This window comes from uncultured Winogradskyella sp., assembly GCF_947501905.1.
GTDB lineage: Bacteria > Bacteroidota > Bacteroidia > Flavobacteriales > Flavobacteriaceae > Winogradskyella.
The window spans coordinates 384,768-399,369 of record NZ_CANMXL010000002.1 but is presented as its reverse complement, the minus strand read 5'-3'; the positions used below and the strand labels follow the sequence as shown (position 1 = coordinate 399,369).

The following is a 14,602-nucleotide window of genomic DNA, read 5'->3' as shown; positions in this document are numbered from 1 at the left end:
TTTTTTATTTTTTAGGCAAACTCATTACAAAGTCATAACTCTGATTTAAGAAATCTACGAGTAACTTTTCATTGTTGTAGAGTGATTCTGGGACTAACACATAGTCTTTCATTTTTGCGCCATAAGAATAATAAGGGCCAGTGTTATGGTCTTCCATAAACTTTGCAGCTACTGGTTTAGGTAATCTAAAACCTATCTCTCCAGCTTTGTTTAATAATGCAAACATATAGCCATTTGCCGAAGTGTAAATCATGTTTTTGCCTTTGCGTTCAAAGCGGTCACATTGGTCAACAAGTTTATCAAAGTATTTTAGCTTTTCTTCCCACATAAGATTTTGGTTTTTTAAATATACTATTTTCTCATATTCTGAATACGTTGTAATAATGTAGGGTGTGAATAATGTATAAAAACATAGGCTTTATGAGGAGTAAGATTACTCAAGCTGTTTTTAGATAGTTTTTTTAACGAACTAATTAGTGGCTCGGCTTTGTATGTGTTTTTGGCATAGTCATCTGCTTGGTATTCAAACTTACGTGAAAAGTAATTCATAATAAGTCCCGTAACTTCCGAAATAGGTGAGTACAGCAATCCAAATGCAATAAGACCTGCATGAAAACTAGGAATTTTAACACCAATAGCATTAGATAGTAATGGGTTAGAAATAAAGATTGATAAAATAAATAGCGTCAATCCTGTTAATAGTATTGAAGCAAAAAGGTTAAAAATAATGTGTTTACGTTTATAATGTCCTACCTCATGTGCTAATACAGAAACGATTTCTTCTTCTTCTAAATCATTAATCAAGGTATCAAAAAGTGTGACGCGTTTTTCACTTCCAAATCCAGAAAAATAAGCATTGGCTTTAGTACTTCGTTTAGAGCCGTCAATGACAAAAATCTTTTTTAAGCTAAAGCCTACAGAATTTGCATAGTCAGAAATTTTGTTTCGTAATTCGCCATCCTCTAAAGGTGTTTGCTTATTAAATAGTGGGACTATTAAACGCGCATAAAACATATTCATAAATACTGTAAACCCAGTAATTAATGCCCATGCATATAACCAAAAATATTTCCCTGTTGCTTGATAAAACCAAACAATTAAAGCTAATAATCCACCGCCTAGTATTGCCATCATAAATAGGCCTTTGATTTTGTCTATAATGAAGAGTTTTTTAGTGCTTTTATTAAAACCAAAACGCTCTTCAATAACAAAGGTTTTGTAATAAGAAAAAGGTGTAGAAATGATATCACTTGCAAGCATAATTATACCAAAGAATATCAGCGAAATAATAATTGGGTTTTCTGAATAACCTCTAGCAATAGTATCTACATATTCAAAACCATCTAGCAATAAAAAACTAAGAGTTAAAACTAGAGAAAATAAAGACGACCAAATTCCAAACCTATAATTTACAGCTTTATAAGCTTGAGATTTTTTATAGGCATCTTCATCAAAAACATCAGCTAACTCAGACGGAATTGTATCATTAAAATGTTTTGCGTTTAAGGCATCAAGGATTTTATCTTTTATAAAATTAATAACAATAATACCTATGATAATATAAAAGAGAGTTTCTGAATTCATTTAATTAAATTATTTAAAATCACGTTGTCTTTTAGCTTCAAAGATTAAAATACCTGCGGCTACAGAAACATTCATAGAGTCTATAACGCCTTGCATTGGTATACTTATATTTTGAGTTGCAGCATCGCGCCATTCTTGAGTAAGTCCAGTAGCTTCAGTACCAACGACAATAGCTGTCGGAAATGTATAGTCTTGAGTGTGATAGGGTTTTGATTCTTGAAGAATTGCACTAAAAATATTAAAATTGTATTTCTGTAAATAGTTTATTACATCTTCACTACTTGCAACAGCAATTTCAGTTGTGAATACACAACCAACACTCGAGCGAATGATGTTTGGATTATAAATATCGGACTTTGGGTTTGCAATAATCACAGCATCTACATTTGCGGCATCTGCAGTACGTAATAATGCACCAACATTACCTGGTTTTTCAGGCGCTTCGGCAACTAATATCAAAGGGTTCTTTGATGTAAGTTTTAGTGCTTCAAGCGTATGCGATTTTGTCTTTCCTACAGCTATAATACCTTCCGTAGTTCCTCGATGTGCCAATTTTTGAAATACGTCTTTTGAAATTTCAATAATTTCAATAGTATAGCGCTCCATGGCTTCTGCTTCACTTTCAGAAAACAAATCTGGAAAGTATAAGAGCGTTTCAATATCATACCCGCCCTTTATAGCAAGAGATAGCTCACGTTTTCCTTCTAGTAAAAAACGATTTGTTTTCTTGCGCTCGCGAGACTTGTCTTTAAGCTGTATGAGCTGTTTTATAAATGGATTTTGTGGACTAGTTATAGATTTGTGCATACAATAACAAAAGTAATGTAATTTTACAGGAAATATAACGTCAAAACCATCAACAAAAACCATATCATGAAAAAAATACTATTATTATTTACAGTCGCAACTTTTATTGTAGCCTGTAAAAACGAAACAAAATCTACTACAGAAGTAGAAGACATTAAGCAAGAGGATATTACTACTAGTGTTTATCCAGAGAGTATAACTAAAGTATTCGATGCTCATGGAGGCATTGACAACTGGAATAAAATGAAAACCCTGTCTTTTACCATGAATAAGCCTAAAGGCGCTGAGGTAACGACAACAAATCTTAAAACTCGTGCCGAATTAATTGATACACCAACGCATGCTGCAGGTTTTGATGGCAGAACCTTATGGGTTAACGAAAAAGATGGAAACGAATATAAAGGAAACGCTAAGTTTTATAAAGGTTTAATGATGTACTTCTATGCCATGCCATTTATTGTTGGCGATGATGGTATTATCTATGAAGAATCAGAGCCTTTAACTTTTGAAGGCAAGACATATCCAGGTGTTTTAATTTCTTATGATGCTGGTGTTGGCGTCTCACCGAATGACCAGTACATTGTATATTATGATGCAGATTCTGGACAAATGCAATGGTTAGCTTATACGGTGACTTTTGGTAAAGAAGAGAAGAGCAAAAGTTTCCGTTATATCCGTTATGATAATTGGCAAACCTTAAGCGGCTTGGCATTACCAAAAAGTATTTCGTGGTACACAGTTGAAGAAGGAAAACCAACAGAATTAAGAAATACGGTTGAGTTTGCTGACGTTGTTATTTCTGAAGCAGCACCAAAAGATGCTATGTTTGGTATGCCAGAAGGTGCTAAGATTATTGAATAAACACTATTTGTCATACTGAACTTGTTTCAGTATCTCACACAGATTAGAACAAAAAAGGGAACCAATTTGGTTCCCTTTTTATTTTTAAAAATTACTTGAGTATAACATTTTTTACTTGGACTTTGCCATCACTAGTTGTGATTTTAATAAAATAAAATCCTCTTGCGTAGTCTTGTACATTCAAGGTATATTTAGATGCATCAAGACCTTTAACACGTCTTATTGTATTACCATAAATATTACTAATCTCAATAGTTTTTATTTTGGTTTTCTCTACAGAAAGCGAAATTTCATTTTCTGCAGGGTTTGGATAAACAGTAACATTGTTTTTCTTAATAGAATTTTGTACCCTACAACTAGGGTCAACGCTAGCATCGTAAATTGACCAGTTAAAATTATTTATAATGTTTTGTCTTGCTGCTGCACCACTACAATAATTAATATTTAATGCATGAAGTTCTACATTAGTCTGTAGATTTTGTGATGCCCAGCCAATTAAAATACTATCGTAGTTTGTTGTGGACAAACCTGAGAAAGAAAGCATACCTAGCATGTCAGATACGTTGCTTATATCCCAAGAACCAAGAGATTGATTAAAGCTTTCGGAATTAAAAAACATATGTCGCATATCCGATACATTACTAACATCCCAATTATTGAGAGGTTGGTTGAAACTATCTGCACCACTAAACATACTACTCATATTAGACACATTACTAACATCCCAATTATTAAGTGGTTGATTAAAGTTAACTGTACTACTAAACATACCGCTCATGTTAGACACATTACTAACATCCCAATTATTAAGTGGCTGATTAAAGTTAACTGTACTGCCAAACATACCACTTATGTTAGATACGTTACTAACATCCCAATTATTAAGTGGCTGATTAAAATTAATTGTACTACTAAACATACCGCTCATATTAGACGCGTTACTTACATCCCAATTATTAAGCGATTGGTCAAAATCGTGAGCATCATAGAACATTCTATAAAAGTTTGTAATATTACTAGTATTCCATTGGTTTAATGGTTGATTAAAGCTATGTGCTCCAAAGAAAAGACCAGTTATATCTGCAACACCACTAACATCCCAGCTATTTAATGGTTGATTAAAACTTACAGCATCAAAGAACATTTCTTTTAGAATTATTCCGTTTGAAAATTCCCAATTACCAATAAATTGATTAAAGTTTGTTGTTCTATTAAACATTCTAAACATTGTTTGAACATTTCTTACGTCCCAATTATTCAATGACTGGTTGAAATTTGATGCTAGAGCAAACATATTACTCATATTAGTCACTCTACTTACATCCCAGTTATTAAGAGGTTGATTAAAACTAATTGCCCCAGAAAATAATCCTTGCATATTTACTACATTACTTACATTCCAGTTATTGAGTGACTCATTTAATGATCTTGCACCTAAAAACATATTACTCATATCTGTTACTTCAGATAAATCAGGAGTATCAGGAGCTATAACTCTTAAGTTAATGCAATTTGCAAAAGCTGAGCCCATAGATGACCATACTTGATTACCCCATTGATTAACATATACAATCTTATATGGGTTTAGATTTTGTCTATCATATACAAAATATATTCTTGGGAAGTTTCCTCTTATATGTACTTCGTAAGCACCACCTTCTCCATAGTCGTGTGTGATATCTCCAGTAACACCAAAGTCATCAAAAACTCCATCACCTTCCCAGTCTACATCGTAATTATATGTTTCTCCAGCAAAAGTTGGTATTGTAATAGTTGGGTCGTAGTCATCAATTTTCCAAGTGGTAATAAACATTTCATCTGGTTGTGTACTAATACAGCCAATTTTAATTTCTTTGTCGTCTTTCGCACAGATTTTATCCGTATCTAAGTCAATTACGCCATAACTAATAGTATACATACCGTTTTCGTTGAAAGTTATAGTATTAATACCTTCTGATAAAGTTGTGAATTGACCATTATCGATTGTATAAGCTACTTTATAACAATCATATAATTGTGGAACAAAAATCTCATAAACACCGCAGTCTTTTGTTTCATTGATGGTTATATTATTAAATATATCCTTATTACAATCCGGACAAACATTAGTCGGACATTCGATTCTTATTTCATATCCTTTCTTTGCACAATTCTTTCCAGTTTCTAAATCAACCACTACTACATCAATCGTGTAAGTACCGTTTTGATTAAAAGTATGCGGTGTTATACCTTCTTCTAAGACGTCTTCTTCTTCGTTATTAATGTAATAAACAACCTTGTAACAATTGTTTAATTCTGGTACTTTAAATTCATATACACCACAAGTCTTAGTTTCTGTGAAAGATATATTTGCCAAAATTTCCTTATTGCAATCAGGGCAATCAATCTGGCAGTCACTAAAGTCAATAGTTTGTGGTTTGTCTAATTCATCAGGACATGAATTTCCAGCTGAATCTTCCGCTATTATTGTGGCATTAACTGAGTACATGCCTTCAATTGGCGTTTGAAATAAATCTTCAGTTATTGTGAAACAAAAGTCTCCCATTGGATTGCCATTAGCGTCTTGATTTGGTGTAGGTGGATTAAATTCAATTAAATTGAAATTATCAGGTCCATCGATTTGATTAAAAGAGAGAATTAATGTAGATGTAGCAGCACCTTGAGGAATGATATAGCTAATACATATTGATGTGCCATTTGGGTCTATTATTTTTTGACAAGGAGGAAGATCTCTTGATAATTTTACGGTGAGAGGTTTACAAGAAAAAGGCGGTTCACAATCATCAAAAGAGACGCCTTGAGTCGTTTCACTAACCTCGTAATTGTTTCCATTCGAATCTTGAAAAAAAGCTGTAACGGTAAAGTTATAGTTACCTTGAAGACCGTTTATAAAGTCCGTATCGACGATATTGAAACAGAAGTTGCCATCTATAATAGAAGAGTTTCCTGGTAATGTATTTATAATTTCACCAGTATCAGTATCAATAATATCTAATTCCATATTCATTAATGGCTCATCCTCGCAATAGGTGCCACATACACTAATAGCTTTGCCGTTAACGATAGTCTCACAATCTCCTGAAACCGAAGTAATTTGTAATTCGCCATCTGGACAATTATTTTGCTCTATGGTATACTCTAGATTTATATTATCTAATCCAAGCCTAATCAGACCATTATTAGAAGTAGCAACAAATCTTAACCTTATTTCATTATCCACAAAAGGCGTTAAGTTTACAACTCTTTCACCCCAATCGAGATTCTGTAAACTAGGCACTGTTGCTAATGCATCACTTTCCCAACTTAACCCATTATTAAGGCTTATTTCTAATATTAAGTTGCTTTGCTGATCAAAAATAGGGCCCCAAAAAAATGTATCGAAATCAATCTGTGCTGTGGCCATATCTCTTAAATCTATGCAAGGAGAAACAAGAGCAGTTGTGTTAAGAGGTCCTGTATTTTCTTGATTTAATAAGGCAAACCATGTTGTTCCATCTGATCCTCCATTAGGTGTTGGATAGTTTGGGTTTGGAGTTACGTTATTGGCTCTCACCCAATTAATGGTATTGGTTTCTGGTTGTGTCCAAACACCAAAGTTGGTTTCAAAGCCCTCAGATGCCTCTTCAGGTGTTATATTAATATCACAAATTGATTGTGAATTACACTCATCAAAATTAATACCGCTTACTACTGTTTCAACATTATACGTTTCACCTAAACCATTTTGGTAAGTTGCAGTAATTTCAAAGTCATAATTGCCAGAAAATCCGTTTACAAAATTTTCATCGTTGATTGTAAAACAGAATTCACCTGTAGCATTAGATTGATAATTATCAGTATTAAATATGCTTATCTGATTATCATGATTAATAATGTCTAGCTGAATATTACTTAAAAAATCCTCCGTACAGTAGGTTCCACAAATATCAAATGCAAAATCTGTTTGGGTTAAATTAGGACAGATTGGAATACTACCAGAATCAGCAAACAATTGATTTTCACACAAATTATTTGGGTTACAATCAAATGATATTGTGAGTTCTTGACTTGTAACAGGTTCTTCACAATAAGTAGTTTTTACTCTCGTATAGAAAAAGGCCTGTACAGTATAATCTCCCTGTAATCCACTTATAAAATCTGATGCGTTTAAGTCAAAATCATAAAGCCCTATAAATCCTTCAGGATAACCTGTTAATGCAACATAACTAGTTTCGTCAAAATCATCTATGATGAGTTCTTGAAATCCTCCATTTTCATGAGTGATTACTAATTTTATGCTTACTGCTTTATATCTTCCGACTAATTGGAATGATCCACCAATGTTTAATGGGAATGGTGTATCTGGTGCTACACATGACGGAAAATTGTCTGTGTCAATAATAATCTCATTCATTTCACAGGTGTATGAACCACATAATGTTAAGTCAATACCTGATACTCTGTGATTGGTTACAGTACCATTGAGGTTTGCATTTATTTGAAAATCATAATTTCTTACCCAATTAGGTTCAATACCTAAAAATGTATTTATATTAATTGGGAAACTTAGCTCTATTACGTTATTTTCTAAAGTTGCTACATTATTATCTGCTGAAATTGTTCTTAGAGAGACTGAGACATTACCAGCTGTAAACAGCTCTAACGAGATATTACCGGCATTTAAATCTGAAGCTAAATTCTCTGAGTTATAAGTTTCAGGAACAAGTACATTTGCGGTGACATAGAACCATGAATCTTCACTTTCGTAATCGACTTCATCACAAGTTGGATAATCAGTATTTGTAATGTATATGCTGACATCGGATTCTTCACACGGGTATTCATTAAATGAATGATAAAAGTCTATATAAGGTTCAAAAATATCTGTGAGCGCTCCATCACCAAATCCTCTGTTAGTAAATGCAGTTTTTATATAGCACTCCAATGCGCCATTAAATAAGTCTTGATCCGCTTCTAATAGGCCGTCAAGACCTGTTTGAAAACCTGGAGTATTACCAGTGTAATGCATGGCTTCCATAACAAGCTTTAAAGCCATGTTATTACCTCCATTACCATAATAGATGTCAGAATCAAACCCATAGTCATCAATTAATGTCCATGTTAAGTCCCATAGTATGGCACCCCAAACTTTGGCAATTTCATACCTGTCAATACTTTCTCCTTGTTCATTGGGTCCAGTTGTTACAAGTCCATCGAGATTTGCATAGTTGTAATAACTCAAGTCGTTAGGTGCTCTGTTGGCATCATAGGTTCTTAAGGCATATGCTGGATGGTTTCCTTCATGCCAGACACCTAATGGTCTAATTCTGTTAGGCAACTGACCTTCTTCATGATTCATTGTTAACATCATACCAAACCAATCGGCCCAACCTTCGTCCATATGTTCTGGGTTTTGGACAGTATGATTATTACCAATTATTCTATTAACCACTCCATGAGCATATTCATGCACCATTACCCAATTGTCATAAGCACCATCCATATTGGATCCAAACCTATTACATGTAGAAATTTTTATTGTAGGGCTTAAACCATCTGACGATACTGGTTCATAGAATGAGGCGCAAGACCCCGAATGAGTTAATACTGTAATGGCATCACCTCCAGCACCTAATGGTGTGTAATTATGCTGTTGAAAATTACCAGCAGCTTCATCAAAGCCATACACATAAAAAATATCATGGGATAAGTTTGCCCAATAAAATGCATTAGTTACCGCCGCACGGTCAGCTGTAACAGTGTATGTATTATAAAATGGATAATCGACAAAATTTAAATCATTTTCAACGGGTCTAAAACTGGCGTTACCATCTGAATAGGCATCTATATTATTTCCTTTAGTGGTAAAGTAATCACCATCACCAACTATGTGGTGCCAACCATCAGGTGAAGCCGTTGTATTATATGGATTTACTTCAATTGTACGTTGGAAATTTGCCTCTGTAGGGTTCTGTATTGGATGCGCAAAGACCTCATAACTTTGGTCTAGGGGCATCAGGTAGTTTGTTACTTCTTCTACCGAGTCATTATTTTCAAAAACAGGACCATAAGTTGATAATTCATTGTGGTTATGGCTGTGATTTACTTCACTGCATTTTAATTTTAAGTCCCATTTGTTTATTATTTTATTTGTAGAGGCATCTACAATAACATTCCAAGAATCTCCATGATTAACTTGTCTAATTGTGAAATGCCATGCAAGAATTCTTTTTTGATCAATATCTTTATAATACTGCAATTGGGCAGTGGCATCTTCCAGAGAACCACCTTCACCATTAAATATGTGAATATTTTCAAGTTTTTTATCATCAATTGATATGGTGCCATAATTGGTAATTCCGAGCTCAGGTAAAATTCTTTTTAAAGTATTTAAGCTGCTATTAGATGAAACGTTAGACCTGCCTGTGATTTTAGAATTTAAGTTAGGCTCAAAGTTGTTAGTGTATTTGAATATTTTGCCGTCTTTTAAATGCATACTAAAATTGGCTTGATCTATGTCAATACCATTATGCTGTTGTATGCCATGAACATGGCGGACACCACTGAGACTACTTACATAGTTTTTGGTGATTCTGAATTCTTTAATATCGTCATCTGTAAGATTGTATTGTGCTTTATTTTGCACAATATGTTCTTTAGCTAATTGATTAATATTTTGACCGCTTACAAAGCTTAAAGAAAAGAGGTAAAAGCCGAAAATAAGGCAATAGTGTAGACTATTTTTCATATGAAATGATTTAGATTAAACAACGTGTTTTATGTTGTTGTTCTCAAAATCAAAAAATGTCACCCTAATTTTTTACCTTTTTTTATAGAAGTAATAAATAAGTAGTAATACTAGGCCAATTAATAAAAGCCATAAGTAGTTAAAATTATTACTAAATTTAATAGTAGCATCACTGCCAAGCACATAAAAACTACCCCAATAAAAAGGTTGAGATTGTAAAATACTTGAATTTTCAAGATGAGTTATTTTAGCTTGTCTTAGTGCTTCACTTTTACTAAAACCAGCTTTAAGGTTTTTATAAAACTCTTCAATTATTAATGGTGTGGTTTCATCAGAAACTTCCCATCTACTCAACAATAAACTCTTGGCACCCGCGTATTGAAAAGCATTACCAATGCTCATGATACCTTCTCCTTTATTCACTTCACCTGTTCCTGTATTGCAGGCACTTAAGACGACTAGGTCTGAAGGAATTTTCATATTATAGAGTTCATGACTGTATAGTATATTATCATCGATATTTGGCTTATTATTGATTTCAGAAAATAGAATTTTTAAGTTGTCTCTTTCGAGAGAGTCTATTTCTGCATGAAGTGCTAAATGAGTAATCTTATAATCTGCTACATTGGTTTTGAAGTTATGTTCGCTAGCATTCTCATCATAGTAATATGTCCCATCAATAATGCTCGATAACGCTTTAACTTCTTGACGTGTTCCTGGTAAATCTATGTTTGAGTTCCTTAAACGCTCTGAATCTCCATCTTCATTGTCAATATTTTCGCTGTCTTTATTACTATAAGAAAATGCTAAACAATCTTTTTTACCTGACTTTGTTGAGTTTGATGTTAAAGTCTCTTCTAGAAAAGAGGCTGAGTTTGCATAGCTAAATGCATAATCATAAAGCAAGTAATTTGGTGTTTTTTTGTTTGATTCATCCACGTTATTAATTAATAAATCGAATTGTAAATGCCATAATACTTCGTCAGGTATTATTATAACATTTGCACCTTCGATTTTATCCCTTAAAGGTTTAAACAATTCTTCATAAAGCTGACTTGAAGTAGTTTGAAAAAGTGATTGATCTTTGATAATAATACTTTTGTTTATAATTTCAATTTTTTTTGATAAATCCTCTATAAGTAATTGTTCTATATGATAAGAGTTTTTATTGATAATAAATGCATAAATTTTATTACCTGAAATTAAGAAATCTACTAGTGTAGTATTTTCATTTAAGAATGACTGAATTTTTGCAACATCTACAACTGTATTGTCATATTTTAATTGATAGTATTTAGGATATTCAGTTTCTATAACCTGTTCTAATGAATCTTTTTTAAGCATAAGACTTATTAAATTTTCCTGCAATCCAAAAGTTTTCATAGTATCAATTTCAATCTTTGATGTTTCTTTGACCAAATTGGTTCTAATTTCGACTATATCATTATTTAAATCTTGTTCTTTCATCAATAATTGATTGTCAATATCAACTTTCTGTTTAATTTTCGGATTACTTACCAATTCTCTTAAAATATTTGATTTGCTTTTCTCAGAGAATAAATAGGCTTCTTCAATGTAATTACCTTTGTCATCTCTATTTTGCATTAGTATGCATAATTGAACATGGGTTTCGTAAGCTTTTTTTACGATACCAGTGAAATAGAACTTATCGCCATAATCACGTAATGAGTTTCTAGTTTTTTTGATGATACCATCTAAACGCTTAGAGTCGTTATAACAAGTCCTTAGCGTTTCTAAATTGTTATTTAACTTATACTTTGCTAATTCAATTTCGATTTTAATCAATATTGCTTCTATTAAAGTATGTGGGTCCTTAACTTTAGAAACGTCAAATTTATCAGCGTTTAAAATGTTTATATTTTCCTCTAAAAGGTTTTCTGATATAGAGTTTTTAATTTGGTTATAGGCACTATCAAAATCTCCAAGATTTATATAATTACGTGCCAAACCATTCATAGTTATTAAAACTCTATAACTATCTTCATCAGGGCTCGTTTTTCTTATTTCTAATGCTTTTTTCAAATGATGTTCTGCAATCACATAGTCTTTTTGCTTACTATAGATTTCAGCTAAATACATCTCATAAAAAGCGGTTATCAATAAATTTCGATCTGTAGGATTTTTTTTTAATAAATTGATAGCTTTTTCAACCATTTCAGCACCTTCTTTTCCGCCATATAATTTACCTAATTGACTAAATGGGAAATGCATTAGTTCGAAATCTTCTCCAAAACGACTTTTACCCATATTAAAGGTTTTTTTAGTATGGAATAAGGCTTTTTCTTTAATACCTAATGCTGTGTAGGCCGAACCAATATTGAAATGAATCATTATTTGCCCAAAGTTTTCGCCATTTTTTTTCGAATTAAGACTAAGCGCTTTTTGTAAGTATTTTAGAGCTTCATGATTATTACCTTTATCAATATATGTGATACCTATTTGATTATAAATTTCATCAAGAGTAGTATTATCATCAGACCTTACTTTTAGAGCAAACACGAGACTTTTTAAATAGTAATTTAAAGCTTCATTTTTAAAGCCTTGGTCATAATTGCATTGACCAAAAATTTCATAAATCTTAGATTTAAGTATTTGACTTTTGGGTGTTATTTTGGTTATATACTTTAAAGCTAAATTCAAATTTTCCTGAGCAACATCATAACTAGCTTGCATTTGGTAGGCCTTTGCTATATGGATGTGGGAAATAACAATTTCTAAATTATCAATATTTTTTATAGATTTTTTTAGTCTTAGAGATTTTTTGTGAAGTTCTAAGGCACTATGTAGTTCTGGATTATATGATGCTACCTTTCCAAGGTTATCAATTGCAATAGCTTCTTGAAGTTTATTTCTAAACAGTTTGTCTTGACTTAGCTTTAGAGCTTTTTCTGCATAATTTTTTGCTGTAGCAAAATCACCAAGTTTATGATGTATATTAGCTATGTTATTGAATACTTCGGCGCTTAGGTCTTTTAAATTATTATCTTCAATTTTATTAGTTAGGTTTTTATATTTAGATATCGCCTCTGTGTATCTTCCAAATAAAACATCAGTTTCAGCTTCATTGATTTCGATTTTTATATTTTGTTGAGCATAATTTAATTGATTGAAAACTAATGCAAGAAAAAAAAAGTAGACTGTGGACTTCATGATTGTTTTTATATATGTTCTAAAATTGGTGAATTATCACCCAAACGAAAAATAAAATTTTAAATTTGTTTAAAATATCCTACAAATTACGTGAATAAGAATAAAGTATATTTAGAAGCTCTTCTAAATAGCGATAATAAAGTTATTACAGAATTGTATAAGGTTAATTTTCCGAAAGTAAAATCTTTTGTAGTAAAAAATAATGGAAGAATTGAAGATGCCCAGGATGTTTTTCAGAAGGCTTTGATGCAAATAGCCGTAAGATATAAGGTAGATAAATTTGAAATTAAGTCTAGTTTTGAGGCTTATTTATTTACAGTTTGTAAAAACTTATGGCGTAAAGAGTTAAATAATTCTAAAAATAGGGTGACAAATCATTATCTAGAAGAACATAGAAATGAAAACAGTCAAATTGCTGAATCTATAATGGTACAAAAGCGATGGGAGTTATTTACAGAAAAACTTTCTGAGATGTCTACTAAATGTAAAGAGTTACTAGATTTCTACTTTTCCAAGCTTTCCTATGCATTAATTGTTAAGCAATTTAATTACAATTCTGAAGCAGTGGCTAGACAAGCAGTATATAAATGTAAAATGAAGTTAAAAGAATTGATTAGAAAGGATATTAGGTATAATTTGTTAAGTAAATCATGAGCATAGAAGACAATATTCTTATTGAAAAGTACTTAAATAATTTACTTTCTGATGATGAGAAAAGAGTATTTGAAGAGAGACTTAATGCTGATATTGAGTTTTATAATGAATTTTTGTTGGAGAAACAACTTATTTCAACCCTGAACTCAAAAAATTGGAAAATTTTAGATGACGATTCAAAAGAACTTGACAAGTATAAAAATGCTTTAGAAGAAGATGACTTAAAATCATTAAACAAAACACTATCTGAAATTGGAAATGATTTTACTCATATGTCAAAAAAGAGAACAGGTTTATGGTATTATGCAGCTGCTGCATCCATAGTTGTTTTGTTAAGCTTACAGTTTTTATTTAATGATTCTGATTCAAACATAGATTTATACTATGATAATGTTGGTTTAAGTGACTTACCTTCATTTACTACTCGTAATACTTTAGATTCTATTCAATTAAAATTAGGTGACGGTGAACTTAAGTTCAAGAGCGGAAATTACGGAGAAGCCTTACGTATATTGAAACCTCTTTTAACAGAACAAAACACTAATAATCTATTGTATATATACATTGGTTTAGCCCAAACGGAATTAGGTTTATATCAAGAGTCTGAGAATACATTTAATACTCTTGAAAATAGCAGTAATAATTTTTCGGCCAATTGGTACAAAGCTTTACTTTTTATTAAGCAAGAAAAGATTGATTCTGCATTAGAGCAACTGGATATTATTTTAGAACATTCAAACAGCCTTTATTTTGCTAAAGCCTCAGAATTATCTGAAAGTTTGAAGTCAAATAATTAAG

At 31.9% G+C, this 14,602-nt stretch carries 8 protein-coding genes; 3 read left to right on the top strand and 5 right to left on the bottom strand.

Annotation, left to right across the window (positions count from 1 at the left end; translation table 11 throughout):
- Nucleotides 1-4: 4 nt before the first annotated feature.
- Genes Q0770_RS05490 through Q0770_RS05480 form a run of 3 tightly spaced genes read right to left on the bottom strand, consistent with a single transcriptional unit; the run spans nucleotide 5 to nucleotide 2,391 of the window.
- Entirely contained in the window at nucleotides 5-328 is a 324-nt protein-coding gene (locus Q0770_RS05490) for a hypothetical protein (protein WP_299114848.1), read from the bottom strand.
- 23 nt (nucleotides 329-351) lie between these two features.
- Entirely contained in the window at nucleotides 352-1,584 is a 1,233-nt protein-coding gene (locus tag Q0770_RS05485) for a M48 family metallopeptidase (RefSeq protein WP_299114846.1), read from the bottom strand.
- A gap of 9 nt (nucleotides 1,585-1,593) precedes the next feature.
- On the bottom strand, nucleotides 1,594-2,391 hold the full coding sequence (locus tag Q0770_RS05480) for an RNA methyltransferase (protein WP_299114844.1): 798 nt from the start codon (nucleotides 2,389-2,391) through the stop codon (nucleotides 1,594-1,596).
- A gap of 66 nt (nucleotides 2,392-2,457) precedes the next feature.
- On the opposite strand from Q0770_RS05480, the gene Q0770_RS05475 reads away from it, so the two are divergent.
- The gene (locus Q0770_RS05475; protein ID WP_299114842.1) at nucleotides 2,458-3,252 is read left to right on the top strand and encodes a DUF6503 family protein; all 795 of its coding nucleotides are present in this window, start codon (nucleotides 2,458-2,460) and stop codon (nucleotides 3,250-3,252) included.
- A gap of 91 nt (nucleotides 3,253-3,343) precedes the next feature.
- On the opposite strand, the gene Q0770_RS05470 is transcribed toward Q0770_RS05475, so the two are convergent.
- Together Q0770_RS05470 and Q0770_RS05465 are read right to left on the bottom strand one after the other, a co-directional pair.
- Nucleotides 3,344-9,979, bottom strand: a complete 6,636-nt coding sequence (locus Q0770_RS05470; protein ID WP_299114840.1) for a BspA family leucine-rich repeat surface protein — start codon at nucleotides 9,977-9,979, stop codon at nucleotides 3,344-3,346.
- A 72-nt stretch (nucleotides 9,980-10,051) separates the two neighbouring features.
- Nucleotides 10,052-13,150 (bottom strand): CHAT domain-containing protein, encoded by a 3,099-nt coding sequence (locus Q0770_RS05465; RefSeq protein ID WP_299114838.1) that lies wholly within the window; start codon nucleotides 13,148-13,150, stop codon nucleotides 10,052-10,054.
- Between the two features lie 90 nt (nucleotides 13,151-13,240).
- On the opposite strand from Q0770_RS05465, the gene Q0770_RS05460 reads away from it, so the two are divergent.
- Complete coding sequence (locus Q0770_RS05460) at nucleotides 13,241-13,804, top strand: RNA polymerase sigma factor (protein WP_299114836.1); 564 nt, start codon at nucleotides 13,241-13,243, stop codon at nucleotides 13,802-13,804.
- Nucleotides 13,801-14,601, top strand: coding sequence for a M48 family metallopeptidase (locus Q0770_RS05455; RefSeq protein WP_299114834.1), 801 nt, complete (start codon nucleotides 13,801-13,803; stop codon nucleotides 14,599-14,601). The genes Q0770_RS05460 and Q0770_RS05455 overlap by 4 nt, the downstream gene beginning before the upstream one ends.
- Nucleotide 14,602 lies beyond the last annotated feature (1 nt).

Bases quoted from the DNA above. Each gene is read 5' to 3' on its own strand.
- Q0770_RS05490 (WP_299114848.1), bottom strand. From the start codon at position 328: ATGTGGGAAGAAAAGCTAAAATACTTTGATAAACTTGTTGACCAATGT.
- Q0770_RS05485 (WP_299114846.1), bottom strand. From the start codon at position 1,584: ATGAATTCAGAAACTCTCTTTTATATTATCATAGGTATTATTGTTATT.
- Q0770_RS05480 (WP_299114844.1), bottom strand. From the start codon at position 2,391: ATGCACAAATCTATAACTAGTCCACAAAATCCATTTATAAAACAGCTC.
- Q0770_RS05475 (WP_299114842.1), top strand. From the start codon at position 2,458: ATGAAAAAAATACTATTATTATTTACAGTCGCAACTTTTATTGTAGCC.
- Q0770_RS05470 (WP_299114840.1), bottom strand. From the start codon at position 9,979: ATGAAAAATAGTCTACACTATTGCCTTATTTTCGGCTTTTACCTCTTT.
- Q0770_RS05465 (WP_299114838.1), bottom strand. From the start codon at position 13,150: ATGAAGTCCACAGTCTACTTTTTTTTTCTTGCATTAGTTTTCAATCAA.
- Q0770_RS05455 (WP_299114834.1), top strand. From the start codon at position 13,801: ATGAGCATAGAAGACAATATTCTTATTGAAAAGTACTTAAATAATTTA.